The sequence below is a fragment of the Arenimonas sp. genome, from assembly GCF_035721105.1.
Classification (GTDB): domain Bacteria; phylum Pseudomonadota; class Gammaproteobacteria; order Xanthomonadales; family Xanthomonadaceae; genus Arenimonas.
On sequence record NZ_DASTNG010000056.1, the window covers coordinates 23,190 to 49,177 of the forward strand.

Genomic DNA, 25,988 nt, shown 5'->3' on the forward strand with positions numbered 1-25,988 from the left:
GACCGGCCATGACTTCCGACCTCCCCGGCTACGGCGACGTCCTCGCCGCGGCCGCCCGCATCGCCCCGCACGCCCACCGCACGCCGGTGCTGCGTTCACGCTCGCTAGACGCCCTTGCCGGCGCCGGACTGCACTTCAAGTGCGAGAACTTCCAGCGCGTCGGCGCCTTCAAGTTCCGCGGTGCCTGCAATGCGGTGTGGGCGCTGGATGAAGCCACCGCCGCGCGCGGCGTCGTCACGCACTCTTCCGGCAACCACGGCGCCGCGCTGGCGCTGGCCGCGCGCAGCCGGGGCATTCCCGCGCACGTGGTGGTGCCCGAGGGCGCGGTACAGAGCAAGCTGGCGGCGATCGAGGCCTACGGTGCCGTGCTGCACCGCTGCGCCCCGACGATCGCCGCGCGTGAAGCCGCGGCCGCACGCGTGCAGGCCGACACCGGCGCCACCCTCGTCCACCCCTACACCGACCGGCAGGTGATCGCCGGCCAGGGCACCGCCGCGCTGGAGCTGCTGGCCGAGACCGGCCCGCTCGACGCGCTGCTGGTGCCGCTGGGCGGCGGCGGCCTGGCCTGCGGCACCCTGCTGGCGGCGCGCGGTACGCCGGTGTTCGGGGCCGAGCCGGAAGGCGCCGCCGACACCTTCGAATCCCTGCGCCAGCAGCGCCACGTCACCGATCTCGTGCCCGATACGGTCTGCGACGGCCTGCGCGGCACGGTCGGCGGGATCAACCTGGCGATCATGCGCCGCGACCGCCTGCAGGCCCTGCTGGTGACGGACGCCGAAACCCTGGCCGCCATGCGCCTGGTCTGGGAGCGCCTGAAGATCATCATCGAGCCGTCCTGCGCCACGGTGCTGGCGGCGGTGCTGCGCTACCCCGGTCACTTCGCCGGCCAGCGGATCGGGATTATCCTTTCCGGCGGCAACGTGGATTTGGCATCCCTTCCCTGGTAATCCCCCGAGGCAACGCATGATCGTCGACGGCAACCGCGCGGCCGACCGCGCCATCGAACTGGTGCTGGCTTACTACGCGGCGTTCAACCGCGGCGACTGGGAGGGCATGCTCGCGCGCCTGGATCCCGACGTCGCCCACGACATCAACCAGGGCCCGCGCGAAGTCGGCAAGGTCGCCTTCGCTGCCTTCCTGGCGCGCATGAAGCGCTGCTACCGCGAGCAGCTCAAGGACATCGTGGTGATGGCCAACGAAGACGGCAGCCGCGTCGCCGCCGAATTCGTGGTGCACGGCGAATACCTGGCCGACGACGCCGGCCTGCCGCCCGCCCGCGGCCAGGCCTACGTGCTGCCCGGCGGCGCCTTCTTCGAAGTCGACGACGGCCGGATCACCCGCGTCAGCAACCACTACAACCTGGAAGACTGGATCGCCCAGGTCTCGGCCTGACGCATGCGCCGCCTGCTGCAAAGGCTGTCCACCCCCGGCGCCACCGTGGCGCTGGTGGCGCTGCTGCTGGCGTTCGGACTGATCGGCGCACGCGCCATCTGGGATCCCGATGAAGGCCGCTACACCAACGTGGCCCTCACGATGCTCGACACCGGCAACTTCGTCGATCTGTCGCGCCACCACGAGAGCGGGCACTGGACCAAGCCGCCGCTGACCTATTGGGCGATCGCCGCCAGCCTGGCGACCTTCGGCCCGACGCCCGCGGCGGCACGGCTGACCTCGGCCCTCGCCTTCCTGGCCTGCACCTGGCTGGCCTGGCGCATCGCCCGGCGCCTGCAGCCAGGCAGCGAGGCCACGGCGGCGCTGGTGTTCGCGACCATGCTGCTGCCGTTCGGGGCCGCCAACCTGGTCACCACCGACTTCCTGCTGGCCGCCTGCCAGGCCGTGGCGATGCTGGGCTGGGTGGAGGCACGCTTCGGCGAACCCGAGCGCCGCGGGCGCTGGCTGCTGCTGATGTGGATGGGTTTCGCCGCGGGCTTCATGACCAAGGGCCCGCCCGCCATGCTGCCCTTGCTGGCCATCGCCGCCATGCAGTGGCTGGCGCCGGCGCCCCGGGCCCGGCGCTCGCGGGCCGCGTGGGCCGGCGTGCTGGTGTTCGCGCTGTTGGCGCTGCCCTGGTACCTGGTGGTGGTGCTGCGCCACGAGGGGCTGTTGGCCTACTTCCTGGGCACCGAGGTGGTGGCGCGCCTGGCCAGCGACAAACTCCACCGCAACCCGGAGTGGTACGGCTGGCTGCTGGTGTATGGCCCCACCCTCGCGCTCGGCAGCCTGCCGTGGACGGGCGCCTTCTGGCGTGCGCTTCGCAGCGGCGTCGGCCGGCTGCGGGCCTGGCGCGACGCGGCGGTGCGCCAGCACGAAGCGCCACACCTGCTGCTCCTGGCCTGGCTGGGATTGCCGCTGCTGGTGTTTTGCCTGGCGCGTTCGCGCCTGCCGCTCTACCTGCTGCCGCTGTTCGTGCCGATCGCCCTGCTGGTCGCGCGGCAGCGGTTCCTGGAGGGCCGTGCGCTGCCGCGCTGGCGCTGGCTGGCCGTGTGGGTGGGCCTGCTGCTGGCGCTGCGCCTGGCCACCGCGCTGTGGCCCAGCCGCCACGATGCCAGTCGTTGGGCCGAAGAGCTGACGTCACGCGCCCAGGGGCCTGTGGATGAAGTCGTCTTCGTCGAGGACACGGCGCGCTATGGCCTGCACCTGCACATGCACACCAGCGTCGAGAAGATCTCGGTCGAGGCAAAGCCTGAGTCGGCGTTCGGCGCGGAGTACGACTCCGATTTCGCGGGTGAACTGGCCGAGCGCGAGCGGGCGATCTGGGTGACCAAGGCGCCGCTGTTCCCCGAACTGCGCGAGCGTGCCCGCGCCATCGGCTTTGAGCTGCAGCCGCTGGGCGAGCCTTACGAGGGCAGGATCATCTTCCGGGCGCGGTCACTCGACGACGCCGGCCGCTGAGGCCGGCGGCGGCGCGGCGATCGTCAGGGCGGGCCCGCCGCCGGCCGGTGGCCATAGCTCAGCACCCGCGTCAGCTGCCAGGCGCCGTCCCGGTGCCGCCAGACCATGGTGAAGTCCGCCTCGCCCTCGCAGATCCCGGTCGCGAACGGACAGAAGCGATGCGAGCCCTGGGCGATGGCGCCGAAATCCTTGATCGGATAGACCCGCAGCGTGCCCGGCACCAGCTCGCGACGGAAGTTGCCGCAAACATGCGCGCGGGTGTTGGCGAGCATCTCGTCCCGGTGCCAGGTGACGCCGCCGTTGTCGTGATAGAACTCGACGTCCGGGTCGAAGTAGCTGGCGTGTTTCTCGAGCTGGGCGGAATCGCTGCAGCGGTTGAAGGCATCGAACACGGCCGCGTCCAGCGCGGCGAGGGTGGCGTACAGCGGGTCCTGGCCCGGCTCGGGCGCGACCTCGGCGCCGGACGCCGTCGCGGCGCTGGCGAGCACCGTGGCCAGCAGCAAGGCGGCTGATTTCATTCGGAACTCCTTGTGTGCGGACTCGGGCCCGGCCGCACGCGGGGGCGGGCTAGCGGTCGGCGTACGAAGGGCCCGGGGCCTTGGGCAACGCCCAGTCGCGGGTGCCGTTGTAGATGAGGTAGGCGCCGATGAGGGTCCCGAGCGGAAAGCCGAACAGCATGAGTGCGCCGATCACGATGGACAGCACGCGCGCCCAGCCTGCCCGCTGCCGCGCCCCCCAGCCCGCGAGCGCATGCGCGCCCACGACCGCCAGGAACACCACGAGGGGCAAGAGCACGCTGGCGTGGGTCAGGTCGTATTCCCCGTTGGCCACCAGGAACAGGAACCCCAGGAAAAGCAGGGCGTAGAGGACGGCGAGTGCGATATGCGCCCGCGCGGTCTTGGTGTGTGGTTCCAAGTGATTGCTCCAGTGAGAGGCCGGCCCCGGCCGCGAAGTGTGGATGATAGACGCCAACCGGCGCCGCGCCGGTACGCAGCGATCTAGCGCCGCCGACGAGGTCCCGGCCAGGCGCGCGCCGCGGCCAGCGTGGCGATCAACAGCGCGCCGAAGTAGGCCGCACTGGCGGTCGCCAGGCCCGTGTTGCCAGTGGCCTGCAGGAATCGGTCCAGATACTGGCTTCCTTCCCGCGCCGTGGCCATGGCCACGCCAAGGCCGAGCGCCAACACCCCGACCAGCAGCACGACCGCGCGCCGGAATGAGGGCGCCCCACCCAGGCCATTCGCCACCGCCAGGAACAGGACCGGTGCCAACAGGAAACAACCGATGGCACCCGCCATCCAGCCATGGCCCGCGCCGGCAAGCGCGATGCCGGCGAGCAACAGCAGGACGGCGACCAAACTCGCGATACCGTATTTCAAGGTTGTGTCTCCCTGGACCAGCGCAGGCATCCGTTGCGGGAATCCGCCGATGCCTGATGCCGTCAGTCCTGGCTGCTGTCGAGTACTTCGAGCAGGGTCCAGCGCAGCGAGCTGCCGTCCGCCGGCGGCCGGGCCACGGTGGTTTCGCGCACGCGGAGCACGTACTCCACGCCGACCTGCCAGTCGAAGCCTTCGATGTCGCCGTAGTGCAGTTCCCAGGGCGCGCCCGGCTGGGTGCGCACCTGCAGGCAAAGCTGCTGCGCGACGCCCGTGCAGGGCGCGCGCTGGCCGGCGATCTGGACGATGCGCTCGCGGCTTTCGGTGGCCGCGGGTGCGCGGCTGTCGAAGCGCCAGGTGGCGCCGTCGGCCGACTGCAGGCGCAGGAAGGGCCCATCGAAGCCGACCGTGAAGGGCGCTGCCATGGCCTGCAGCAGCGCGGTTTCGCGCGCCATGATTTCCGGCGGGCACATCCGGCGCGTGCTGGCGATCGCGGCGCCTTCGCCGCCCAGGCGCAGCTGCGCGCCCTCGCGCGACCAGCCGCCGGTGTGGCTGTTGCAGGGACCGCCCAGCGAGAAGCGTTCCGCATCGAAGCGGAGCGTCGCGGCGCCGGGACCGACGTCGGGCACCGATGCGTCGCCGGGCGCGGCGACCAGGCGCCAGTCGACGCCCTCGAGCACGGCGCTGTCGTCCGCCGCCATGATTTCGGTACGCGTGGCGGCACAGCCGGCCAGGCTCGCGGCCAGGGCCAACACCAGCAGGCGGGCGGCAGGGGAACGATTCATGGCGACTCCGGGACCAGGGGACCCGGGCAGTCTAGCGCCGTCGCACCGGGATGCGGTCGGCCGGGAAGCTGGCCAGGTCGGCGCCGCCGTCGCGACGCGGCGCGCCCGGCGCCGGGCCCCAGGCCTGCGCGGTGATCACTTCCCAGGTGCTGGGCAGCACGCCGTCGCGGCGCAGCGCGTCGTAGGCGGCGGTGACGCGCTGCAGCCGGCCGCGGCCGCCCAGCCCGCGCGGCCGGTCGCGGCGCGCGTCGCCGGCGCCGATCGCGCGCAGCTCCTGCATCAGGCTGCGCAGGTCCGGGTAGGTCAGCGTGTAGTCGTCGCGCTCGAGCACCGGGTCCTTGAAACCCGCCGCCAGCATCGCGTCGCCCACCTGCTGGATCTGCGCGAACGGCGACAGCGGCGGTTCTTCACCGCAAGCGAGGTAGGCGTCGCGCAGTTCCGACAGCGTGCCCGGGCCGAAGGTGGACAGCAGCATCAGTCCGCCCGGACGCAGCACGCGGCGGAATTCCGACAGCGTCGCGGGCAGGTCGTCCACCCACTGCAGGCACAGGCTGGAGAAGATGACGTCGGCGCACTGGTCGGCCAGCGGCAGCTGCGAGACGTCGGCATTGACGCGGCGCACCGGCCGCCAGAAGCGGGTGTGCCGCGGCACTTCGCGCAGCATCGGCAGGGCGGCGTCGAGCGCGATCACCTCGGCCTTGGGCCAGCGCTTCTTCATGGCGCCGGCGGCGCGGCCCGGACCGCAGCCCAGGTCCAGGATGCGCGCGGGCTGGCGGTCGTCGAGGTAGTCGAGCTGCTCGAGCAGGCGCGCCTCGGCCTCGCGCTGCAGCGCGGCCACCGCGGCGTAGTTCGGGGCGGCCCGGCCGAAGCTGCGGCGCAGCTGGCGGCGGTCGAAGATGGCGGTCACGGCGGGCAGTCCGCGGCGAAGGCCAGCAGCGCCTCCGCCACGTCGTCGGCGTGGGTCAGGAAGGGCGCGTGGCCGCCGCTTTCCACCTGCACGAAGCGCGAGCGCAGCGCGACGTCCGCGGCGGCGCGCATCGCGGCCGGCGACACCAGGCGGTCGCGGCGACCGGCGATCCACAGGCTGGGCATGGCCAGCGCCGGCAGCGCCGCGCGCAGGTCGCTGTCCTCCAGCAGGCCCAGCCCGTCGCGCAGCACGTCGGCGGACGGCTCGCCATGGGCGAAGACTTCACCGCGCAGCAGCCTCAGCTCTTCGCGCACGTGGTTCGAACCCTGCGCCTCGAGCATCAGGAAACGATCGAGCGTGCCGCGATAGTCGCGACCCAGCTCACGGGCGAAAGTATGGAAGACCGCCGCGTCCATGCCCGCGGTCCAGTCCTCGGCGCGCACGAAGCGCGGGCTGGCGGCCAGCATGGCCAGGCCGCGCACGGCGGCGGGCGCCGCGGCGGCACGCTGCAGCGCCACCAGCCCGCCCAGCGACCAGCCCAGCCACAGCGCGCGCGGCGGCACCACCGCTGCCACGGCCCCGGCCGCGTCGGCGAGCCGCAGCGGCAGGCCGGCGCGGGCGCTGCGGCCATGGCCCGGCAGGTCGACCAGATGCAGGGTGAAGTGCGGCGCCAGCCGCGCCACCAGCGGCGCGAAGATACCCGCGTGCATGGCCCAGCCATGCAGCAGCACCAGGTCCGGGCCCTGGCCGCGTACGTCGTGGAACAGGGTCATGCCGGGATCGGGGCGGGGCGGGCGTCGAGCGCTTGCGCCAGCGCGGCCAGCAGGCCGTCGACGTCGCGCTCGTTGTGTTCGCACGACAGCGTGATCCGCAGGCGCGCCTGGCCCTCGGGCACGGTGGGCGGGCGGATCGCCGTGACCAGGTAGCCGGCTTCGTCCAGCGCTGCCGACACCGCCAGCGCGCGGTCGTTGTTGCCCAGCACGATCGGCTGGATCGGCGTGAAGGATTCCTGCAGCGGCAGGCCCAGCGCCGAGGCGCCGCGACGGAAGCGCGCCACCAGCGACGCCAGCTTGGCGCGGCGCCAGGGCTGGCTGCGGATGAGCCGCAGGCTCGCGCGCATCGCCGCGGCCATCGCCGGCGCCGGCGCGGTGGAATACAGATACGGTCGCGCAGTCTCGGCCACGTGGCCGACCACCGCCTCGCTGCCCAGCAGCATCGCGCCCTGGCCGCCGAAGGCCTTGCCCAGCGGCACCAGCAGCAGCGGCACTTCGCGCGCACCCAGGCCGGCCACGGCCAGGCTGCCGCGGCCTTCCGGCCCCAGCACGCCGATGCCGTGGGCGTCGTCGACGTACAGCAGCGCGTCCTGCGCGCGCGCCACCAGGGCCAGGTCGGCCAGCGGCGCCTGCTCACCGTCCATGCTGAAGACGCCGTCGGTGGCCAGCAGCGCCAGGCCGTCGCGACGCGTCATCAGCTGGCGCATCGCCGCTTCCACGTCGGCGTGCGGGTAGCGCTTGAGCTCGCAGCGCGACAGGCGCGCGCCGTCGATCAGGCAGGCGTGGTTGAGCTTGTCCTGCACGCACAGGTCGCCTTCGCCCAGCAGCGACTGCATCACGGCCAGGTTGGCCTGGTAGCCACTGCCAAAATACAGGCCGCGCTCGTAGCCCAGCCACTGCGCCATCTCGCGCTCGAACGCGGCGTGTTCGGAATGATGGCCGCTGACGCCGGCCGAGCCGGTGCTGCCGACGCCGTGCCAGGCGGCGGCTTCCTGAAGGGCGGCCACCACGTCCAGGTGCTGGCTCAGGCCCAGGTAGTCGTTGCCGCAGAAGCTGGTGAGCTGGCGCCCGTCGACCAGCAGCTGCGCGCCTTCGCGGGCCTCCACCTCGCGCCGCGTGCGGACCGCCTGCGCGGCCTCGCGGGCGGCACGGGCGGAGGCGAGGCGGTCGGCGAGGCGCTGGCGGGGCATGTCAGGCGGCGCAGCTCTTGGCGGCAGGCGCGACGATGTCGGCGTGCACGGTGTTCGATTCCTGCACCACCGGCATCGGTCGCAGGCCCAGGCGCTCGAACAGGGCCTGGTCGGCGGCGACGTCCGGGTTGCCGGTGGTCAGCAGCTTCTCGCCGTAGAAGATGGAGTTGGCGCCGGCCAGGAAGCACAGGGCCTGCAGCTCGTCGTTCATCTCGGCGCGGCCGGCCGACAGCCGCACCATGGACGCCGGCATCACGATGCGGGCGACGGCGATCGTGCGCACGAATTCGAACGGGTCCAGCAGCGCGGTGCCCTGCAGCGGCGTGCCTTCGACCTGCACCAGGCGGTTGATCGGCACCGAGTCCGGGTGCGCCGGCAGGTTGGCCAGCGCCTGCAGCAGGCCGGCGCGCTGGCTGCGCGACTCGCCCATGCCGACGATGCCGCCGCAGCAGGTCTTCATGCCGACGTCGCGGACGTGGCCCAGGGTGTCCAGGCGGTCCTGGTACTCGCGGGTCTTGATCACGTCGCCGTAGAACTCGGGCGCGGTGTCGAGGTTGTGGTTGTAGTAGTCCAGGCCGGCCGCGCGCAGGGCCACGGCCTGGTCGGCCTTGAGCATGCCCAGCGTCGCGCAGGTCTCCAGGCCCAGGGCCTTCACCTCGCGGATCATCTCGGCCACCTTCGGGATGTCGCGGTCCTTGGGGCTGCGCCAGGCGGCACCCATGCAGAAGCGCGAGGCGCCGGCGGCCTTGGCGGCGCGGGCCTTGTCCAGCACCTCCTCGGTGCTCATCAGCTTGGTGGCGTCGACGCCCGTGTTGTAGCGCGCCGCCTGCGGGCAGTAGGCGCAGTCCTCGGGGCAGCCGCCGGTCTTGACCGACAGCAGGGTCGAGACCTGGACTTCGGCGGGGTCGAAGCGCTCGCGGTGCACGGCACCGGCGCGCTGCATCAGCACGGGGAAGGGGAGATCGAACAGCGCGAGGACTTCTTCGCGCGTCCAGTCGTGGCGGATGACGGCAGACATGGCAAACCCCTGACGGCGCTGCATTAACGGAGTGCGGCAGTCTGGTGAGCATGCCCACCCCTGTCAACCAAACCACCCCGCCCTGGGTTGACGGCCGACCCCCGTACGCCCGCGACCCCGAACCGCGAGGCTATCCCCGCCCCCGGCCGCGAATCCGTGAAGTGGAGCACATCCCGGCATGAGCTGGCCTGTCCGATTTTCTCAGTGGCTCGGGCGGGCCCTGCTGCCGCCCCGCTGCCTGGTGTGCACGGCGCCGGGCGCGGACGACCGCGACCTGTGCGGCGCCTGCCGCGACGCCCTGCCCTGGTCCGGTCCCGCCTGCCCGCGCTGTGCGCTGCCCACGCCCGCCGGCCGCGGGCGCGGCTGCGGCCGGTGCCTGGCCCGGGCGCCGCCGCTGGACGCCACGCTGGCGGTGCTGGCCTACCGGTTCCCGGTCGACCGGCTGCTGCTGCGCTTCAAGTTCCACGGCGACCTGGCCGCCGGCCGGCTGCTGGCCCAGCTGATGGCCTCGGCCCTGCCCGCCCGCCTGGCCGGCGCGCCGCCGCCCGCGGCCGTGGTGCCCGTGCCCCTGCATCCGGGCCGGCTGCGCCAGCGCGGCTACGACCAGGCCCGCGAACTGGCCCGCCCGGTGGCCGCCGCCCTCGGCCTGCCGCTGCACGCCGACGCGCTGCATCGGGTGCGCGCCACCGAGGCCCAGACCCGGCTGGATGCCGCCGGGCGCCGCGGCAACGTCCGGCGCGCCTTCGCCTGCCGGCGGGGCGCGCTGCCGGCGCACGTGGTGCTGCTGGACGACGTCATGACCACCGGCGCCACCCTGGGCGAATGCGCCCGGGCCCTGCGCCGGGCCGGCGTGCGCCGCGTCGATGCCTGGGTGGTGGCCCGGGCGCCGCCGCCGGGCCGCGGCGATCAGCCCAGCGCGTAGTGCGCCGCGATGCCGGCGAACACCGCCAGGCCCACCCACTGGTTGGCCAGGAAGGCCTGGAAGCTGCCGGCGCGGTCACGGCGCCGCGCCATCCAGAACTGCAGCGCCACGACGGCCAGCGCCACGCCCAGCGCCGCCTGGTAGTGGATGCCCAGTCCGGCGCGCGCACCCACCAGCCACATCGCCCAGAAGAAGCCGGCATAGATCACGCCCTGGGCCACCAGGTCGGCGTCGCCGAACAGGATCGCGGTCGACTTCGAGCCCACCCGCAGGTCGTCCTCGCGGTCCACCATCGCGTACCAGGTGTCGTAGCCGGTGGTCCACAGCAGGTTGCCCAGGAACAGCAGCCAGGCGATCGGCGGCACCGAGCCCTGCACCGCCGCGAAGGCCATCGGGATGCCCCAGCCGAAGGCGATGCCCAGGTAGACCTGCGGCAGGTAGGTGTAGCGCTTGAGCAGCGGGTAGGTCGCCGCCAGCAGCGCCGCCACCACGCTAAGCGCCACCGTCAGCCAGTTCGTGAGCAGGACCAGCCCGAACGCCAGCAGCATCATCACCGCGAACAGCGCCAGCGCCTCGCGCGGCGACACCGCGCCGGTGGCCAGCGGCCGGCCCTTGGTGCGCTCGACGTGCGGGTCCAGCCAGCGGTCGTTGTAGTCGTTGATCACGCAGCCGGCCGAGCGCGTCAGCCAGACGCCGGCGGTGAAGATGGCCAGCACGCCCAGCGGCGGCACGCCGTCGGCGGCCAGCCACAGCGCCCACCAGGTCGGCCATAGCAGCAGCAGGATACCCACCGGCCGGTCGCCGCGCACGAGCTGCCAATAAAGCGGCCAGCGCTGACGCCAGGTCCACGGCGCGCGATCGGGAAGGGGCGGCGAATGGCGTTCGTAGGACATCCGCGAAGCCTAGCAGAGGCCCGGCGCACACCCATGACCGATGACACCCCCCGCAGCCGGGACCTTGACCCCGGCCCGGCGCATCCCCAGTTTAGTGGACGTCATCCACCACCACGGGACCACCGACCATGAGTGCAGGCCAAGGCTCCACCGGCAACGTCATCGCCGCCATCTGCAGCTTCTTCGTGCCTGGCCTCGGCCAGCTGGTCCAGGGTCGCCTGCTGTCGGCCATCCTGTGGTTCTTCACGGCCTGCATCGCGTTCGCCATTACCTGGCTGGTCACGCTGAGCCTGCTGCCGTTCGGCTGGTTCGTCATCAGCATCCTGTCGTGCATCAACGCGGCCATGTATTCGCCTCGCGCGAACTGACCGGCCTCAACCGGCCTGGGCACGCAGCCACGTGCCCAGCGCCACCGGCTCCAGCGGCCGGGTGAACAGATAGCCCTGGGCCAGGTCGCAGCCCTGCGCGCGCAGCATCGCCAGGGCGGATTCGGTCTCCACGCCTTCCGCCACCACTTCCATGCCCAGCGCATGCCCCAGGCTGACCACGGCCTGGGTCAGGCCGCGCAGCCGCTCGCCCTCGCCCATCTGCTGCACGAAGCTGCGGTCGATCTTCAGGTGCCGCACCGGGAAGCGATGCAGGTAGGCCAGGTTCGAGAACCCGGTGCCGAAGTCGTCCACCGCCAGGTAGATGCCGTTGGCAGAGAACAGGTCGAAGGCCCGCCGCAGCACGTCGGTGTCGCGCATCAACGCCGATTCGGTCAGCTCCAGCTCCAGCCGGTCGGTGGGCCAGTGGTTGCGCGCGCAGATCTCCAGCACGTCGGTCGCGAACTGCGGGTCGCGCAGCTGCACCGCCGAGACGTTCACGGCGATGCGGTCGAACATCAGCCCCTGCTCGTGCCAGGCGCGCGCCTGGCGACAGGCCTCGCCCAGCACCCAGCGGCCGATGGCCAGGATCTCGCCACATTCCTCGGCGATCGGGATGAACTCGGCCGGTGAGCGCGCGTCGCCCGCGGTCGTGCGCCAGCGCAGCAGCGCCTCGATGCCCGACACCCGGCCATCGGCCAGCGACAGCGTGGGCTGGTACACCAGCGACAGTTCCTTGCGGGCCAGGGCCTGGCGCAGGTCCTGCTCCAGGGTCACGCGCCGCTGCACGCGCTCGTAGAAGGTGTCGTTGTAGAACTCGTAGGTGTTGCGGCCGGCGTCCTTGGCCGCGTACATCGCGGTGTCGGCGGCGCGCAGCAGGGACTCGAGGTCGGGATTGCCCTCGCTGAGCAGGGCGATGCCGATGCTGCAGCCCACCTGCGCCTCGTGCTCGCCGAGCGAGATCGGCTGGCTGAGCGCCGCGATGATCTTGCGCGCCACCAGGGCGGCATCCTCCGGCCGGCCCACCTCCCGCAGCAGCACCAGGAACTCGTCGCCGCCGAGCCGCCCGACCAGGTCGCTGCCGCGCACGCAGCTGCGCAGGCGCCCGGCGACCTCCTGCAGCAGCTGGTCGCCGGCCTCGTGGCCCAGGCTGTCGTTGACGTTCTTGAAGCGGTCCAGGTCGAGGAACAGCAGCGCCAGCGGCGGCTCGCCGTTGCGCACCGACGCGATGGCGTCCATCGCGCGACGATGGAACAGGAAGCGGTTCGGCAGCCCGGTCAGCGTGTCGTAGTGCGCCAGCTGCTCGATCTGCTCGTTGGCCTCGTGCTCCTCGGTGATGTCCTGGGTGAGGCCGGTGATGTGGTGCGGCTTGCCGTCCACCCACTCCACGCGCCCGGTGATGCGCAGCCAGATCCGGCGCTCGTCGGGCGTGTGGTAGGTGACCTCCAGCGAATCCTCCTCCACCTCGCCGGCGAACATCCGCGCCATCGACTCGCGCATGCGCTGCTGCGACTGCGCGTCGTAATTGGCCAGCGTGTTCTCGACGCTGACCGGCGTCCCCGGCTCCAGGCCGTGGATGCGGTAGTTCTCGTCGGTCCACTGCAGCTCGCCGTCGGCCATGATCTCGAAGCCGCCGATGCGCCCCATCGCCGCGATGCGATTGAGCAGGTCGCTGCGCCAGCGCGAATTGCGTTCGGCCAGCACCTGGTCGGTGATGTCGTGGATGACGCCGACCAGGCGCAGCACCCGGCCGTCGGGGGCGCGCATGCCCTCGCCGCGCGCCTTGGTGAAGCGGCGCTCGCCGTCGGGCCGCACCATCACCAGCTCCATCTCGTAGGGCTCGCCGGTGGCCAGGGTGCGCCGCGACGCTTCCTTCAGGCGCTCGTAGGAAGCGGGCTCGTAGAGGTGGCGCTGGCCGCGGAACGGCGGCGGCGCCTGGTCGGCCGGCAGGCCGGCGATGGCGAAGAGTTCGTCCGACCACCAGATGTCATCGGTGTCCGGATCCCAGCTCCAGCTGCCCAGGCGCGCCACGTGCTGGGCCTGGTTCATCAGCAGCTCGCGTTCGCGCAGCTGCTGTTCGATCAGCTTGTACTCGGTGATGTCGGTGTGGGTGCCGATCACGCGCCGGGGCCGGCGGTCCAGGGTCCACTCGATCACGCGGCCGCGGTCCAGGATCCAGCGCCAGCCGCCGCTGGCGTCGCGGGCGCGGTAGACCGACTGGTAGCCCTCGCGCTGGCCATCGAGGTGGAGGCTGAGCGCATCCGCGACCCGGGGCTGGTCGTCCGGATGGACCAGTTCGCGCCAGCTGTCGAGGTTGTCGGCCAGGTAATCCGGCGGGTAGCCCAGCATGCCCAGGCAGCGGGCCGAGCGGTAAACCCGGCCGGTGTCGGCGCTCCAGTCCCAGAGGCCGTCCTGGGCGTTCTCGAGCGCGAACCGCCAGCGCGCCCGGCTGGGCGACTCCGCCAGCTCGGGCTCTTCGGCGGGATTGAAGAGGCTGGCGGTGTAGCCAATGATCGTGCCGTCCTCGGCCAGGGCCGCCTGCAGCACGCAGTCCAGGACCCGCTCGCCGTCGCGGTGGGCGTGGTGCACCTGGCGGCCAGGGTGGCGCGCGATCTGCGCGATGGCCTCGGCCAGGACCGGCCGCAGCACCTCCTCCAGCGCCGGCGTCAGCAGGTCGCGGGCGCGGTCGTTGCCGGAAATGAACCGGCCCGTCGCATCCAGCACCAGCAGGGCGCGTCGCGAGGGATGCAGCAGCAGGCTATTGAGGAAGGCGGAATCCACCAGTCACGGGTCCAGGGCGCAGCGTCACCCGACACTAACGCCCCCGCGCCGACGAAGGAACCCGGGGATCGCCGGGCCGTGAACCGCACCACACTCGCGCCGGGCCGCCCTTAGACCGCGGCCGCCATCGGTGCCATAATCCGCGGCCAACGCGCCCGTAGCTCAGCTGGATAGAGTATTGCCCTCCGAAGGCTCTACTCAGGGATTCGGCGGGTCGGGTAAAGTGTCACGCCGCTTGAACTCCGTTTCAGGCCGGAAGCAGCAAAAAGTCTTTTGAATACGCGCCTGTAGCTCAGCCGGATAGAGTAGTGGCTTCCGAAGCCATTGGTCGGGGGTTCGAATCCCTCCAGGCGCGCCAAGACCCCTGTGACAAATCTGTGCCCTGGCTGTGCCAAGTTCTTCCTGGCAACCCGGCCGCGTTGAGTAAAAGCCGCCATGCCAACGCAAATCCTCCAGATCCGGATTGAGCTCGAGCGTATCGAGCCGCTGATCTGGCGCCGCATCCAGGTGCCGGGTGACTACACCTTCTGGGACCTGCACGTCGCCATCCAGAGCGCCTTCGCCTGGACGGACACCCATCTGCACGTGTTCCGGCCCTGCGGCCAGCGGGACGGAACCCCGCGATTCGGCCTGCCGCTGGACGATTTCGACGTCAATCCGCCCCTGCCCGGCTGGGAACATCGCGTGGCCGACGTGCTCACCCGCGCCTACCCAAGGCTGGAGTACGAGTACGACTTCGGCGATGGCTGGGAGCATCGGGTCGTGCTCGAGGAAATCCTCGAGCCAGCGCCGGGCAAGAAGTATCCCCGCTGCACCGCCGGCGAGCGTTCCGCCCCGCCGGATGACTGTGGTGGCCCTCCCGGCTACGAAAGCCTGCTCGAAACCCTGGCCGACCCCAAGGACCCGGACCACGCCTCGTCCCACGCCTGGGCCAGCCGCCAAAAGGGCAGGCGCGGGAAGTTCGACCCCGAGGCCTTCGACGAACAGCAGGTCAAATTCGCAAACCCGGCACCCCGGTTGAAGCGGATGCTGGCGCACCTTGCTGGACGAAGGTAGTCCGCCTGCCCCGTCCCCTGGGCAAGACGGGCTCCGGTGATTCGGGCTTGAGCCGGCTAAACAGCTTATGTTGTGTTTTCCTTTAAAACAGAATATAAGCTGTTTTTACTAGATACAGCCCAGGATGCGTGAAGTGGACCAGTACCCCGTGCGGACCGCCGAACAACTGCCCGCCCTGCTCAAAGGGTTCCGCAAGCAGGCGGGACTGACCCAGGGGCAGGTCGCCATGAGCCTGGGCGTGACCCAACAAACGCTCTCCGCCATGGAGCGCAACGCCCAGAAGGTGAACGCCGAGCGATTGCTCCAGCTGCTGGGCATCCTGGGCGTGGACATGGTGCTGCAGGTGCGAGGCCTCGAAACCGGCCCGGCTCGACCAAGCTCCCACGGGGACGCCGGGTGGTGACGCCCGCCACCGGCAGGAAGTCACGCCGACAGGCGCTGGGCCTGTGGATGAACGGCGAGTTCGTCGGCACTTGGCGGATGGATGCCGGGTCCGAAGACATCCTTGAGTACGACGCCAGCTGGAAAGCGGCACCGCAGGGCCGCCCCCTGTCGCTCTCCTTGCCGTTCACCCCCGGCAACATCCCGCATCGCGGCGACGTCGTGCGGGCGTATTTCGAGAACCTGCTTCCGGACAGCCAGGACATCCGCGCGCGCGCCGCGCGTCGCTTCCGCGCGCGGTCCACCCAGGCCTTCGACCTGCTCGCCGAGATTGGACGGGACTGCGTCGGTGCCCTGCAGATCCTGCCCGACGGCATGGCGCCCGGGGACGTGCGCACCCTCGACGCCAGCCCGCTGGACGGGACCCAGGTGGCTGCGATCCTGCGCGGCACCGTCGCGCCGCCGGCCATGGCGGGCGCGGCGCCACGGGACGACGATGACTTCAGGATTTCCATCGCCGGGGCCCAGGAGAAGACCGCCCTGTCGTGGATCGATGGCCGCTGGTGCCTGCCGCACGGTTCAACGCCGACCACGCACATCCTGAAATTGCCCATGGGCCTGGTCGGCAATATGAAACTCGACCTGAGCCACTCCATCGAGAACGAGTGGCTCTGCTCCCGGATCCTGAAGGCCTACGGACTGCCGGTCGCCGAATGCGAGCCGCTGCAGTTCGAGGACATGAAGGTCCTCTCAGTCCGGCGATTCGACCGCGCCTGGCTCGATGGGCCTTCGGGCAGGTGGTTGGCCCGACTGCCGCAGGAGGATTTCTGCCAGGCGACCGGCACGCCCGCGGCCCTAAAGTACGAATCGGACGGGGGCCCCGGGATCGAGCGCGTCATGGGTTTACTCGCCACCTCCGAATCTCCCCAGCGGGATCGCCGCGTCTTCTTCCTGGCGCAGCTCCTCTTCTGGATGCTTCGCGCGCCTGACGGCCACGCCAAGAACTTCAGCCTCTTCATTCGCCCACAGGGCGCCTACGGACTCACGCCCCTTTACGACGTGATGTCGGCCTGGCCGCTTATCGGTGAGGGGCCCGGGAAGTTGTCCGAGCACAAGATCCGGCTGGCGATGGCGATCCGAACCACCAATGCCCACTGGAAGATGAAGGAAATCCATCGCCGGCACTGGCTTGCGCTCGGCAAGCGGTTCGGCGTGCTGGATGACGAGGGGCGGGAAATGGAGGTGATCCTAGAAGACCTCATCGCGCGGACGCCCCGGGTGGTGGCTGACCTCGAAGCCAGGCTGCCGGCGGGCTTTCCCGAGCACGTCGCCGGCTCGGTGCTTCGGGGATTGCAGCAAGCGGCGAACCAGCTGGGGCAAGGCTGATACCGCTCCGGCGGGCGCCGGAGTTGGCCTTTACTCTGTCCGCTGTGCCGGAGAGCGCCGGCAGACCTGCGCGTATCGACAAAAATTGATGCTGTCACCCGCGGTCAGGCGCCAACCTCAAGGCCGCACACAGCGCTTCTGGTCGACCAATCCCAACTGCAATCTATTGCCACGACAGAACTTTTCCGGACTCCGAAGGCAGGGGTCACAGGTTCGAATCCTGTCGGGCGCGCCAAATCCCCGTGTGACAATTCTGTGCCCCTGCTGTGCCAAGTCCCGGGGTACGTGCCCATCGGCATCGAGTAAAACCCTACGCGCCCCTCGGGGGGCCGGCCGTTAGCATTCGGGCGGCCCGTCTGCTCAGGTCGACCTTTAGCTGGAAGCCGCCCCGCCGCCATGACAGTTCCCGGCCCTGAGCGGACATTCCGGGTCTGGTCGCAAGCGGATATCGATAGGTGGCCGGTTGGCAAGTCTTACAAAACGCCCAGGCGCCTCACCTAGTGAGCCGGTGTAGTGCGCGCACCTTGCAGTTCACGCATGACTTGTGCACTCTACGCACATATGGGCCGCATTGTGTCGGCGGGGCGAACTGGGAGGTTTCTTATGGCATTTCGAGCGGATGAATCGGCCCGTGAAGGGTTCGAGGAAGTGATTCGCTATTTTTGCCGGCCTCAGGGCGTGTCCGACGTGGAACGGGCCCGCAGCAAGGATTTCCTGGTCGATGTTCTTCATGGGTGCGGTCCAGTGGTTGATGCCTATCCAACCTGGCACCCGTTGGTAACCAATCACGATCCCCGGCGGCCCGAAACGACGCCGAACGGTCGATGTGGATATGACGGGCTCGACCACACACGGTTCTTCGCGAACGGGTTCATCACCTGTCCTTATGATGATGGTCAGTCCGTCCTGGACTCAGTAGCAAGGCTTCCGAGTCACCCGATTGCCACCATCACGGCGGAGCGGCTTGATGTAAAGCTCTACCACGCCAACACCACCCCCATACTCGTCAGGTGCGAATGGGAGCGGCTCATGGAGCCCGGCGGCACGATTCCTCTTTCCACCGCGCTGCCACTCCTTCTGGAAAAGGAAATCCCGTGCTGGCGCTGGTCCGAGGTAGCAGAGACCTGGGAGTCGATGCGCCCGTATTTTCTAGGCCGCCCGCACGGCAGTCGCTCATCACTGTTCGTCACGCAGGAAACTGGGCAGGCCATCAAGAAGATCTGGGAGGCCATCATCTACTCTGGCATGTACGGAAACATCAAAGTCTGACGTTAGTGATCAGCCTTTGAATGATCTAGGGGCAAAGGTGACTCCTCGCTTGCGTGATTCGTGAGGCGGGACGCCAAGCGCGGTTTCGCCGTAGTCCGCTGTCGGCCTATTCTGTTGAAAAACTCGGGTCGCGAGAAGTTGCCTCGGATTTGTGCCGGGCCGTGTTCGCGCCAGCGCGTTTCTGGGTCTGCAGATGCCTGCCAAGCGTACAGAAACTATCTGTCGTGAGCGTCAGGCGGGTGGTCGTCCAAGCGAACCGAGTTTTTCAACAGAATAGGCCAAAAGCGGACATTCGCACCTATGGCCAAGCTGTCTGTGCGCTCCCTGACCAACATCAACAGCGTGTCCAGCCTTAATCGACATAGCTGGCCATTTGAACCGGAATCCGCATGGAGGTTCTAGTCGCCATTTAGGCTGCAGATGTGCGTTATGAGATAGAAAAAAATGCTTCGCCTAGTAGAGGTCAAAGCAATTTGACTGCTTCAATTGCGCCGCCACTTCGCCCATAACACCGCTATCGGTCCTCACGCCACAGCTTCGGGCCAGGTTATCGAGGGTGTTGCTCGGATCAGTGGAGAGCGACAATGCGACATAAACGAGTGGCGTCACCTCTTTCTGGTAGCCGCGACCAGTAAGTGCTCGCACCGCAGAAGCGAGCTTCTCCTCAATGCTAGGGTCCTGCCTTAGAATCATGTCAAGTGACTGCCCAAGCGTCCCTCTGCCCCACTCATCATCATCAACTGCCCCGAACAGATGTCCAATCTCGTCGATGGACCAACTGAAGGTCGCGCAGATCAGCCCCCGATTCGGCTCTTCGATCCAGCTCTCCTTGGTCCAAATGATGTCCGGATGCGGTGTGACATGTGCCATTGCCCAGATCGCGCGCCTCAAAGCGCCCCGCGAGAAATGGGAGATAAGCCGTCGGACCAGAATGAGGAATCGTGGGTCATTTCTAGCCAGCGCCCATCCGTCAATGATGGCCTCGCACTGAGCGACTTCGCAGCTGCTCAGTAGTCTCAGGGCGATCCCTTCATTCCCCCCAACCATATAGCTCTTCGCCGCCAGGCCAAAGTCGCTAAACAAGGTCGACGCATCGAGGATCGCCTTTGCTGAGATTGGAACCCGCCCGTTCATCACTTCATGCGATCTCAGATAGGCGGTTAGATCCACCCATCGGAGTCCGACGTCATCAGGGTCATACACGACGCCGAACACAGGTATCGTTGACTCTCTCCACGTCTCAGTGTGCCGACCGGTTGGAATGTAGTAGTCTCCGTCGCGCGTTCGATAGCTGCGCCCCGCCTTAATCTGGAGCGCGACGCAGATGGAACTCACCTCAGCCCCGTCCACCAGATCTACGTAGGCATCCTTGCCATAGTCGTTCTGTTGCGAAACCTCTTGAAAGACACAGCCTGAGGACTCGAAAAGGGACTGCACGGCCAGGATCCCGGCCCGCTCAACACGACGAGACGTCGGCACAACTGGGCGCATGTCTTCGACTAAACGCTTCTTCCCTTTACTCATGAGACTCAATCACACGAGGTGCGGCCAGAGTGCTGCGATACTCTTCTCATCCCTTGGCCCTTGCTCCCACCAACTTGCCAATTTGCTCCAGTAGGGCTTCCAGAAGCGCTTCTGTGACTCTTGGAGAAGCCGGAGATACGTCGGCTCGTCCCTAAGATTGTGCCAACAGTCGCCAGCGAAGTTTGAAAGCACAAAGTCGATTGCAAGAACCGCATCGAAAGGGGGGCACCCCATTCGTGGAGCTGGCAATAGCAAGGAGCGACCAAGATACTCCGAATGTTCCTTCATGGCATGCCCACCGTGCTGAAGGTGGTACAATGGGTGCGCCTCGGTTGAACTCCCGCCCTCTATGTGTCGGTCAAGGTGCCATGCGCAGACGTGATCGCCGGTTTCCGAGGTAATCACAATCTCGAGCACGAGATGTGTCACCTCATCAACTGGATCCGCATTGCAAACGCCCTTCATGTCAAGATCGAACTGGACTGTTAGCGGGCTTGCGCAATCGACGGGGAGCGTGTTCTGCGGCGTGTCCACACGAAGTAGTAAGCCGACAACCTGATACTCCCAAGTGTCACCCTTCGCCTCTCTCTTGACGGTGTTTGCAGATGACTTGAGAACGTCTGGATTGACAACAATTCCATTCGTATTTGCTAGAACCTGAGAAAGCGAAAGCAGTGCGGTCGACATGTCACGCCTAACGACGTCAGCGGACTGCATCTTACTCATTTCTCCTTGCTCCGCTCTTCCTTGATCCTGTCGAACCTATCCCGCTCCAATGGATCCAAGCGCCAGCGGTCCTTATTCTTGCGCTCGAGAGCGCCGTAGACTGAGACGTACACCGCGTCATGCCATCCGCGTGCCGATCGCCGAACGACTCGGAGTCCGTCAATAGGATCCAGCGGACGATCAGTCGCGACGCACAACGTCGAGTACTTTGTGCTGTAGGACGCGTCTATTGGCTCAGCCGGCACGAGATTGCCTCCAAGAGCAGCAGTCAGCCGCTCGACCCGCTCGGCAGCAGTGAGTCTCTTGAGGTCGGCCTTTCCATCGGAGATGGAGGCCCACCAGTCCTCCACGCGGTACCACCACCATCGCGCCCAACCCTCGCAGAAGGGGCCCGCGTACATAGCACCCTTCAAGGCATCCTTGAGCTGAAACCAAGCCTCCGCAGAGGCGCCGACATCTACACCCAAACGTGCCGCAAGCATCCCTTCCGTGATGAGGAGCCCTTCAGCGCCGATAAGCTCCTTCAACACGAGATGGGCAATCTCGTGCTTGCCCTTGGTGCCAACGATGTCCAAGTACTCAGAAGCAAACCTTGCATAGACGGGCGCGTCATTCGCCCCTTCCAGACCTAGTCGATGGAGCGCATCACGCTCAGTAACATTGACTAAAGCGACATAGCCCCAGGCGAGAGAAGCGAGTTTCAGCGCGACATCCCCGGGCGCGGCTACAACCTCCTCATCCTTTCCGAGCACTTCGTCAAATAGGTCATGGGACGTTTCGTCACCGAAGTAAGATTGGCGGAACTTCCCGTTCACCGACCACAAAACAATCGGGAACGAAGGGAGCTCACCTTCGGTCATCCGAGTCCGGATCTCCTGCGCGAGCGTCGGCCCTCGGTACGCAACACGATTGCCGTCGCTATCGGGATCGACATCAAGGCGCAGGTCGATGAGTAGACCAATCGCTCCTCCCTTCGCCTCCTTAACGAACTCAGCAATGGTCGGAAGCTGCTGATCCAGCCCTTGGGGAGCTCGGCGGACAAACCTCACCGGCCCGTTGTTCTCAAGGTTAAGAAGGAGGTCGTCAACAGACGAGTCCTGCTGGTCGTCGATGCAAAGGAACTTAGTAGCGGTCATTGCCGATCTGATCCTTTCGTGCCCGCGGCACGGTCACCGTAATGCATGTAGTGAAGCCGGAGGGTGGCTCCACAACCTGAATGTGGCCACCGGCGGCATCGAGTATGTCGCGGACAATCTTCAAACCGAGGCCCGTGCCTACGAGCTGCTCAGTGTGCGGTGCGAGCACACCAGGAGGCGCACTGGTAGTGAAGAACGCGTCGAAGACCTTGTCCCAGTTCTCCGCTGGAATCCCATCTCCGTTATCCATGAAATCAATCTGCAGCGAATCGTCAGCGACCTTGGTGGCGATCAGAATTCGACCGGTTACGCGCGCCCTATGGATAGCCTTTAGTGCGTTCGTGAACAGGTTTAGAAGAATTGAGGCCCATTCAGACTTGTGCATGGGCCTGGCGAATAGGTCATAACCCTTGAACGAGAGCTCAATTGACACCTTCTGGCGGTCCAACGTGGGCCGCATGACCTCTACGAACTCGTTCAGGATGTCCCTGAGCTCGTGTGCTTCAAGCGTTCGATGCGCATTTTGGGTCACCGCATCATCGAAGTAGCGCATGTAGCTTCTTAGGAGAATCACTTGCTCGGCTATCCTTTCTGCAACTGCCGCATCAGAGCCACCGTGCCTCACACCTTCAATTGCGACGCCAAGCGCGGCCAAGGCGTGGCGAACTTCATGGGTGAACTCACCAATCGTGAGGCCGAGGCTGGCCAGTACTCGCAGCATGCCAACTTCTTCAAGCGCCTCCTCGGACCTCGCGCTGATGAGCTCGATCTCATCAGCTATTTCCGAGAACGAGCGGCGGTCGCCCTCCAAGGCGTCGCCACCCTGCTCGGAATCGACACTGCCAGCGATTGCTCGCAATCGATTCGCCACGTCGTTTGCACGTTCCTTCAGACCGACAGGGGGTACTTGGTTGTCCGACCTGACCTGCTGTTCGTCAGTAGAGAACACCTTCTTTTTACGATGCCTGGCAACCTCGATCACACCAGCGACGAGGGCTCGGTAGGCGAAGTCTTGGAGCTGGGAGAACGCCTCGTTCTCGACCAGACCTTCGCGACTGGCAGTTTCCTGGAATCGCTTGCCCTCGACGTCCAGGATCTCAACAAACCCGATGAAGTTCGAGTTGTGATGCGGGGGGAGGAGCTCGCGCAACGCGCTCGACCGCTGGAGGCCCAGCCAGTCGTCGAAGTTCTCGCCGTATGGAAGTACTCGAAAACCATTGCGGTAGAGCCGAATGCCGCCGACGCGATTCAGGACCTCGCGAACCAACGCCCGTGAGCCAGACGGCAGACTGTCCTGAATGAAATAATGTGCCGTCAGGCGAACACCGCTAATCTTGTCATAGCTTTGAGCCTCCGACCCAAGCCTGCTGCGCAACTTCGGCTCGAACCTGAGCGCCGCATCGGTGAGCGATATCGGGTATCGGGTAGACGCAACAGTGAACCAAGCTTGCCCAGCCTCATCAACGTGCGCAGAGATGTTCGCAATGGCTGCTTGATAGATGTCCTGCTCGTCGCTGGCGATTGAAGCCAGGTTGTCACCGTGCTCCCTGTAGAACGTAGCCTTGAAACCCGGATCAACCTTGTACTTACCCACTAAACCTTTCGCGCCACTCTTTCGATCGAGTGGAAATGGTTGCAGCAAATCGGATACATAGCGATAGGCCCGCTTAATCTGGGCCTCGGTCCATGCGTCGCGCAGGTCATCGATAAGTAGAGTTGTCCCCTTTGTCGGCCTCGCCCTAGCTACGACTATCTCGTTAGCAATCTGATGCAGGTCGACGCCTGACTGGAACTTCTCCCAATCAATCTCGATCTCGAGCGAGTGGCCATCCCCTTCTCTCTGGGTGAGAACTCGTAGACGTCGCCCAAGTCTTTGCGCAGCGAAGCGGCCGATGCCCTTTCTGCCCGCCCGCTGTCGGCCGAATATCGGAGAACGGGGCTCGGACACCTTGTCCGCGGTCGAGATCCTCATGAAGCCGTCCAGAAGCTGTTCCCGAGTCATCCCGTTACCAGAGTCAAGTACTTCCAGCGAGCCACCCTTTTGCGCTGAGTTCTTGAATACGACATCCACGGTGATGGCGTCAGCGTCGTAAGCATTCTTGACCAGCTCTGAGATTGCAGTCTCTTGCTTTGAAACAAGCTCCAGCCCAAGGCGAGAGATGTGGCTTGCATCTACCGAGAATCGAACGGAGTTTTGATCTTCGCGCGAGAGATCGTGAGCAAGGGCGAGAATTCGACCGTAGTCTGTCTTATCGTCGGCCAATGCGTCTAAGAGCTTTTGTTTAACCTGGTTCTCACCCATGGGCGTTGCCTCCTTCCTGCCGACTACGGATTCGGCGGCGACGTGCCGTTTCAAGACTTGCTCCCAGCAGAGGAAGCGCTTCCTTGAATCGTTCTTCCGCGGAGAAAACGAATGCGTCAGCCAGCTTGCGAGCAGCCTCTACGTCGCCTTGTCGTACCAGTTTGTCGATTGCGGCAAAAGCCTCGCGAACTTCGTCATTGGACTTTTCTGGCAGGAGAACGGGCAGCCGCTTTACTTCGCTCGGCTCCAGTTTGAGTCCGCCCGACCCAAGGATGCGCCCCAACCTCTCGGCAGCAAGTTGCGTAAATGTGGTCTGCAGAGATATTGCAAGCAGCTTCACCTGCTTTTTCTGACCTGGATTAAAGTAGATTCGATACAGCGAATTCGTGGAGTTTGCCTTAGCAGAATTGATTACCAATCTAGGGCCAAGGTGGGTCATAAACACGAACAGTGCATCTGGCACTTTTTCGTCGAGAAAGCGATACCAATGCGGCCGCTTCGAGAACGTCGAGTTCGTTGCAATCGCGCCCTTCGCATATGTTTTTAGGTAGCGAAGGAGTGCTTTGGCTCTCGGATTGGATGGAGGATCTAGCGCGAGGCAAGGGACGCCGCTCCGTTCGTGTAGCCTCTTGTCGGCTTCACCGAGCATCAGGCCATCGAGCCATCGGCTTCTAGGCACGACATAGCGAAGGTGCAACCTGCTTACGCCGGCTGCCTTCCATTCTTCCGCGTTCTTTATGAAGAATTTCGAGTCCCCAGAGACTGTTCCGATCTGAACGTCTGCGAGCTCGCCAACTCTCTTGACGCCCTGCTCCAACTCAAGGCTTGTCAACAAATCACCAGCGGACCCGGGAACCATGCCGTGACTTGCTGCGCCATGGATCTCCATAGCCCCGACGCTCTGCAAGCGGAAAACAAAAGCTTTCAGCTCATCTATGCTTTCCAGGCAGCTTATGGTATTCGGATTGCCGTCATGTGCCTCCCCGTACCCTTCTGCCAGAACGATTAGCGTTCGTTCCTCTGTTCCTTCGTTCACGAAGACCCGCTCGGTTAGCGTCACTACAGCAACTTTCCTGAAGCTGTCGAAGATCGTCTGACGCAAACTGGATGCATAGTGGGCAGTCATGAAGCTGATGGGCAAGACCCACGCCATTCGTCCGCCTTTCCGTAGGCAGCTGAGTGCGTGGATTGTGAAGTACAGCCAAAGACTCGCTCGACGACTTGGTGGTTCTCCACGCGTTTTGGCCCAATGGTCAACTGCAGACCTCTGATCGGCAGCTAGATTGCTATACCGCACATACGGTGGATTACCGATGACAACATCCACCAACCCGCCTGGAATGCCGCTCGGCGTCCAACTCAAGAAGTCGCCGAGATAAAAGTTTTCTGGGAAAACTCCGTGCACCCTTCGACGAAGATATTCAAACGCGCTTGGATCTATGTCACAACCAAAGAGGTTCTTGGCGTTGGCCTCGCCAAGCTCGTGCAGCCGCCGCACTGATGCGTCAATAAAAGTGCAACCACCAAAGCTTGGCTCAAGGACGACATCACTGGAACTCTTAATGGCCCAGTCGCATAGCACCTCGGTAATTGCTGACGGCGTGTAGAAGGCGCCCAGCTCGCGCTTTCTAGCTAGTGGTCTAATCTGAGCGGTGCTATCGGCTGAAGCGACCGTTTGGCGAATCGTCAGCAGATTCATTGCTTTCGTGCCTTATTCTTCGCGATTGCCCTCTGTTTGGTACCGATGTGTTTCCGAAGTCGAATCTCCCCAGTTTCGACCAGGAGGCAAACTTCCAAGCTGTCGCCCTCCTCTAGCCCTAACGCCCGGAGAAGGTTGGCGTCCAATGCGATTCGACGCAGCTTTTGTATCGTTGCAGGCCCAAACGATACTTCGGAAAGTATAGGTTTAGTCATCAGTTAGCCACCACGGGATACTTTTCCAAGGCGGACATTAGCAAACTTCTGATTTTTGGGCACGAAGGACCGCGGTAGTGTGCTAAGTCAGAAGCCCCCGTCCTTGCTTCCACACGTACACAGGCGGACGCCCTGGCCCGATCCACTTGGTCCTGAACACGGCAATCCGGTCATCATCGAAATTGCTGTTGTAGGTGGTGAGTAGCGCGACATGCTTGACCTCGAAGCGATTGTGCTCACCGAGCTCGCAGATGGGCGGCGCGGCACTAGAGAACCACACAGGCGAGCCGCATCAAACGGTGTCGTACTGTTTGAGATCGATGTTGCGCGGATGGATTTCACGAGGCGTGGCGGGGTCGTTGCGGCGGGGCGATATGACCGCTTTGGGTCGGAAG

General features: G+C 66.1%; 24 protein-coding genes and 1 tRNA gene. 10 read left to right on the forward strand and 15 right to left on the reverse strand.

Translation table 11 applies throughout. The features are described from left to right. The first annotated feature begins 8 nt into the window (after positions 1-8). From VFQ84_RS08855 to VFQ84_RS08865, 3 genes are read left to right on the forward strand one after another with little or no spacing between them, the layout of a single operon-like run. Entirely contained in the window at positions 9-947 is a 939-nt protein-coding gene (locus VFQ84_RS08855) for a pyridoxal-phosphate dependent enzyme (protein ID WP_325131273.1), read from the forward strand. Positions 948-963: 16 nt separating this feature from the next. Continuing rightward, complete coding sequence (locus VFQ84_RS08860) at positions 964-1,392, forward strand: ketosteroid isomerase-related protein (protein WP_325131274.1); 429 nt, start codon at positions 964-966, stop codon at positions 1,390-1,392. A gap of 3 nt (positions 1,393-1,395) precedes the next feature. Next, positions 1,396-2,892, forward strand: a complete 1,497-nt coding sequence (locus VFQ84_RS08865) for an ArnT family glycosyltransferase (RefSeq protein WP_325131275.1) — start codon at positions 1,396-1,398, stop codon at positions 2,890-2,892. A gap of 23 nt (positions 2,893-2,915) precedes the next feature. On the opposite strand, the gene VFQ84_RS08870 is transcribed toward VFQ84_RS08865, so the two are convergent. The 8 genes from VFQ84_RS08870 to bioB all read right to left on the reverse strand — a co-directional run bounded on the left by VFQ84_RS08870 (position 2,916) and on the right by bioB (position 8,938). Then, positions 2,916-3,410: a nuclear transport factor 2 family protein gene (locus tag VFQ84_RS08870; protein WP_325131276.1), complete on the reverse strand. Its 495-nt coding sequence runs from the start codon at positions 3,408-3,410 to the stop codon at positions 2,916-2,918. A gap of 49 nt (positions 3,411-3,459) precedes the next feature. After that, entirely contained in the window at positions 3,460-3,807 is a 348-nt protein-coding gene (locus VFQ84_RS08875; protein WP_325131277.1) for a hypothetical protein, read from the reverse strand. Between the two features lie 83 nt (positions 3,808-3,890). After that, positions 3,891-4,298 (reverse strand): hypothetical protein, encoded by a 408-nt coding sequence (locus VFQ84_RS08880; RefSeq protein ID WP_325131278.1) that lies wholly within the window; start codon positions 4,296-4,298, stop codon positions 3,891-3,893. Between the two features lie 32 nt (positions 4,299-4,330). After that, positions 4,331-5,050: an META and DUF4377 domain-containing protein gene (locus tag VFQ84_RS08885; RefSeq protein WP_325131279.1), complete on the reverse strand. Its 720-nt coding sequence runs from the start codon at positions 5,048-5,050 to the stop codon at positions 4,331-4,333. Positions 5,051-5,081: 31 nt separating this feature from the next. After that, a complete protein-coding gene (bioC, locus tag VFQ84_RS08890; RefSeq protein WP_325131280.1) occupies positions 5,082-5,957 on the reverse strand; it encodes a malonyl-ACP O-methyltransferase BioC in 876 nt (291 codons plus the stop codon). Next, a complete protein-coding gene (gene bioH, locus VFQ84_RS08895; RefSeq protein WP_325131363.1) occupies positions 5,954-6,724 on the reverse strand; it encodes a pimeloyl-ACP methyl ester esterase BioH in 771 nt (256 codons plus the stop codon). Before bioH ends, bioC begins: the two co-directional genes overlap by 4 nt. 2 nt (positions 6,725-6,726) lie before the next feature. After that, complete coding sequence (gene bioF / locus VFQ84_RS08900; protein WP_325131281.1) at positions 6,727-7,920, reverse strand: 8-amino-7-oxononanoate synthase; 1,194 nt, start codon at positions 7,918-7,920, stop codon at positions 6,727-6,729. Between the two features lies 1 nt (position 7,921). Further along, positions 7,922-8,938, reverse strand: coding sequence for a biotin synthase BioB (gene bioB, locus VFQ84_RS08905; protein WP_325131282.1), 1,017 nt, complete (start codon positions 8,936-8,938; stop codon positions 7,922-7,924). A gap of 178 nt (positions 8,939-9,116) precedes the next feature. Here bioB and VFQ84_RS08910 point away from each other — a divergent pair, with 178 nt between their 5' ends. After that, entirely contained in the window at positions 9,117-9,860 is a 744-nt protein-coding gene (locus VFQ84_RS08910) for a ComF family protein (protein WP_325131283.1), read from the forward strand. Here the strand turns inward: VFQ84_RS08910 and ubiA are convergent. Continuing rightward, on the reverse strand, positions 9,845-10,753 hold the full coding sequence (gene ubiA, locus VFQ84_RS08915; RefSeq protein ID WP_325131284.1) for a 4-hydroxybenzoate octaprenyltransferase: 909 nt from the start codon (positions 10,751-10,753) through the stop codon (positions 9,845-9,847). The two genes, VFQ84_RS08910 and ubiA, sit on opposite strands and share 16 nt — an antisense overlap. Positions 10,754-10,881: 128 nt before the next feature. Here ubiA and VFQ84_RS08920 point away from each other — a divergent pair, with 128 nt between their 5' ends. After that, positions 10,882-11,121: a hypothetical protein gene (locus tag VFQ84_RS08920; RefSeq protein WP_325131285.1), complete on the forward strand. Its 240-nt coding sequence runs from the start codon at positions 10,882-10,884 to the stop codon at positions 11,119-11,121. 6 nt (positions 11,122-11,127) lie between these two features. Here the strand turns inward: VFQ84_RS08920 and VFQ84_RS08925 are convergent, their stop codons facing one another. Continuing rightward, positions 11,128-13,899 carry a sensor domain-containing protein gene (locus VFQ84_RS08925; RefSeq protein ID WP_325131286.1) on the reverse strand — a complete coding sequence of 924 codons (2,772 nt, stop codon included), beginning with the start codon at positions 13,897-13,899 and terminating at the stop codon, positions 11,128-11,130. A 281-nt stretch (positions 13,900-14,180) separates the two neighbouring features. Between VFQ84_RS08925 and VFQ84_RS08930 the strand changes: the two genes are divergently transcribed. From VFQ84_RS08930 to VFQ84_RS08950, 5 genes are all read left to right on the forward strand, one after another. After that, positions 14,181-14,257: transfer RNA gene (locus VFQ84_RS08930), tRNA-Arg, on the forward strand. A gap of 77 nt (positions 14,258-14,334) precedes the next feature. Then, entirely contained in the window at positions 14,335-14,955 is a 621-nt protein-coding gene (locus VFQ84_RS08935; protein WP_325131287.1) for a plasmid pRiA4b ORF-3 family protein, read from the forward strand. A 133-nt stretch (positions 14,956-15,088) separates the two neighbouring features. Further along, complete coding sequence (locus VFQ84_RS08940; protein ID WP_325131288.1) at positions 15,089-15,358, forward strand: helix-turn-helix transcriptional regulator; 270 nt, start codon at positions 15,089-15,091, stop codon at positions 15,356-15,358. Continuing rightward, complete coding sequence (locus VFQ84_RS08945; RefSeq protein ID WP_325131289.1) at positions 15,355-16,722, forward strand: type II toxin-antitoxin system HipA family toxin; 1,368 nt, start codon at positions 15,355-15,357, stop codon at positions 16,720-16,722. Before VFQ84_RS08940 ends, VFQ84_RS08945 begins: the two co-directional genes overlap by 4 nt. 603 nt (positions 16,723-17,325) lie before the next feature. Beyond that, positions 17,326-17,991 carry a hypothetical protein gene (locus VFQ84_RS08950; protein ID WP_325131290.1) on the forward strand — a complete coding sequence of 222 codons (666 nt, stop codon included), beginning with the start codon at positions 17,326-17,328 and terminating at the stop codon, positions 17,989-17,991. Positions 17,992-18,444: 453 nt separating this feature from the next. Here the strand turns inward: VFQ84_RS08950 and VFQ84_RS08955 are convergent, their stop codons facing one another. Genes VFQ84_RS08955 through VFQ84_RS08975 form a run of 5 tightly spaced genes read right to left on the reverse strand, consistent with a single transcriptional unit; the run spans position 18,445 to position 25,378 of the window. Continuing rightward, complete coding sequence (locus VFQ84_RS08955; RefSeq protein ID WP_325131291.1) at positions 18,445-19,515, reverse strand: DUF4365 domain-containing protein; 1,071 nt, start codon at positions 19,513-19,515, stop codon at positions 18,445-18,447. A gap of 9 nt (positions 19,516-19,524) precedes the next feature. Then, positions 19,525-20,241 (reverse strand): hypothetical protein, encoded by a 717-nt coding sequence (locus tag VFQ84_RS08960; RefSeq protein WP_325131292.1) that lies wholly within the window; start codon positions 20,239-20,241, stop codon positions 19,525-19,527. Next, positions 20,238-21,377 carry a hypothetical protein gene (locus VFQ84_RS08965; protein ID WP_325131293.1) on the reverse strand — a complete coding sequence of 380 codons (1,140 nt, stop codon included), beginning with the start codon at positions 21,375-21,377 and terminating at the stop codon, positions 20,238-20,240. The genes VFQ84_RS08960 and VFQ84_RS08965 overlap by 4 nt, the downstream gene beginning before the upstream one ends. Continuing rightward, positions 21,364-23,679 carry a sensor histidine kinase gene (locus tag VFQ84_RS08970; RefSeq protein ID WP_325131294.1) on the reverse strand — a complete coding sequence of 772 codons (2,316 nt, stop codon included), beginning with the start codon at positions 23,677-23,679 and terminating at the stop codon, positions 21,364-21,366. The genes VFQ84_RS08965 and VFQ84_RS08970 overlap by 14 nt, the downstream gene beginning before the upstream one ends. Then, positions 23,672-25,378, reverse strand: coding sequence for an HsdM family class I SAM-dependent methyltransferase (locus VFQ84_RS08975; protein WP_325131295.1), 1,707 nt, complete (start codon positions 25,376-25,378; stop codon positions 23,672-23,674). The genes VFQ84_RS08970 and VFQ84_RS08975 overlap by 8 nt, the downstream gene beginning before the upstream one ends. Positions 25,379-25,988 lie beyond the last annotated feature (610 nt).

Bases quoted from the DNA above. Each gene is read 5' to 3' on its own strand.
- VFQ84_RS08885 (WP_325131279.1), bottom strand. From the start codon at position 5,050: ATGAATCGTTCCCCTGCCGCCCGCCTGCTGGTGTTGGCCCTGGCCGCG.
- VFQ84_RS08965 (WP_325131293.1), bottom strand. From the start codon at position 21,377: ATGACCGCTACTAAGTTCCTTTGCATCGACGACCAGCAGGACTCGTCT.
- ubiA (WP_325131284.1), bottom strand. From the start codon at position 10,753: ATGTCCTACGAACGCCATTCGCCGCCCCTTCCCGATCGCGCGCCGTGG.
- VFQ84_RS08860 (WP_325131274.1), top strand. From the start codon at position 964: ATGATCGTCGACGGCAACCGCGCGGCCGACCGCGCCATCGAACTGGTG.
- VFQ84_RS08865 (WP_325131275.1), top strand. From the start codon at position 1,396: ATGCGCCGCCTGCTGCAAAGGCTGTCCACCCCCGGCGCCACCGTGGCG.
- bioF (WP_325131281.1), bottom strand. From the start codon at position 7,920: ATGCCCCGCCAGCGCCTCGCCGACCGCCTCGCCTCCGCCCGTGCCGCC.
- VFQ84_RS08910 (WP_325131283.1), top strand. From the start codon at position 9,117: ATGAGCTGGCCTGTCCGATTTTCTCAGTGGCTCGGGCGGGCCCTGCTG.
- VFQ84_RS08920 (WP_325131285.1), top strand. From the start codon at position 10,882: ATGAGTGCAGGCCAAGGCTCCACCGGCAACGTCATCGCCGCCATCTGC.
- VFQ84_RS08855 (WP_325131273.1), top strand. From the start codon at position 9: ATGACTTCCGACCTCCCCGGCTACGGCGACGTCCTCGCCGCGGCCGCC.
- VFQ84_RS08960 (WP_325131292.1), bottom strand. From the start codon at position 20,241: ATGAGTAAGATGCAGTCCGCTGACGTCGTTAGGCGTGACATGTCGACC.
- VFQ84_RS08955 (WP_325131291.1), bottom strand. From the start codon at position 19,515: ATGAGTAAAGGGAAGAAGCGTTTAGTCGAAGACATGCGCCCAGTTGTG.
- VFQ84_RS08935 (WP_325131287.1), top strand. From the start codon at position 14,335: ATGCCAACGCAAATCCTCCAGATCCGGATTGAGCTCGAGCGTATCGAG.
- VFQ84_RS08870 (WP_325131276.1), bottom strand. From the start codon at position 3,410: ATGAAATCAGCCGCCTTGCTGCTGGCCACGGTGCTCGCCAGCGCCGCG.
- VFQ84_RS08975 (WP_325131295.1), bottom strand. From the start codon at position 25,378: ATGAATCTGCTGACGATTCGCCAAACGGTCGCTTCAGCCGATAGCACC.
- VFQ84_RS08950 (WP_325131290.1), top strand. From the start codon at position 17,326: ATGGCATTTCGAGCGGATGAATCGGCCCGTGAAGGGTTCGAGGAAGTG.
- bioB (WP_325131282.1), bottom strand. From the start codon at position 8,938: ATGTCTGCCGTCATCCGCCACGACTGGACGCGCGAAGAAGTCCTCGCG.
- VFQ84_RS08970 (WP_325131294.1), bottom strand. From the start codon at position 23,679: ATGGGTGAGAACCAGGTTAAACAAAAGCTCTTAGACGCATTGGCCGAC.
- VFQ84_RS08880 (WP_325131278.1), bottom strand. From the start codon at position 4,298: ATGCCTGCGCTGGTCCAGGGAGACACAACCTTGAAATACGGTATCGCG.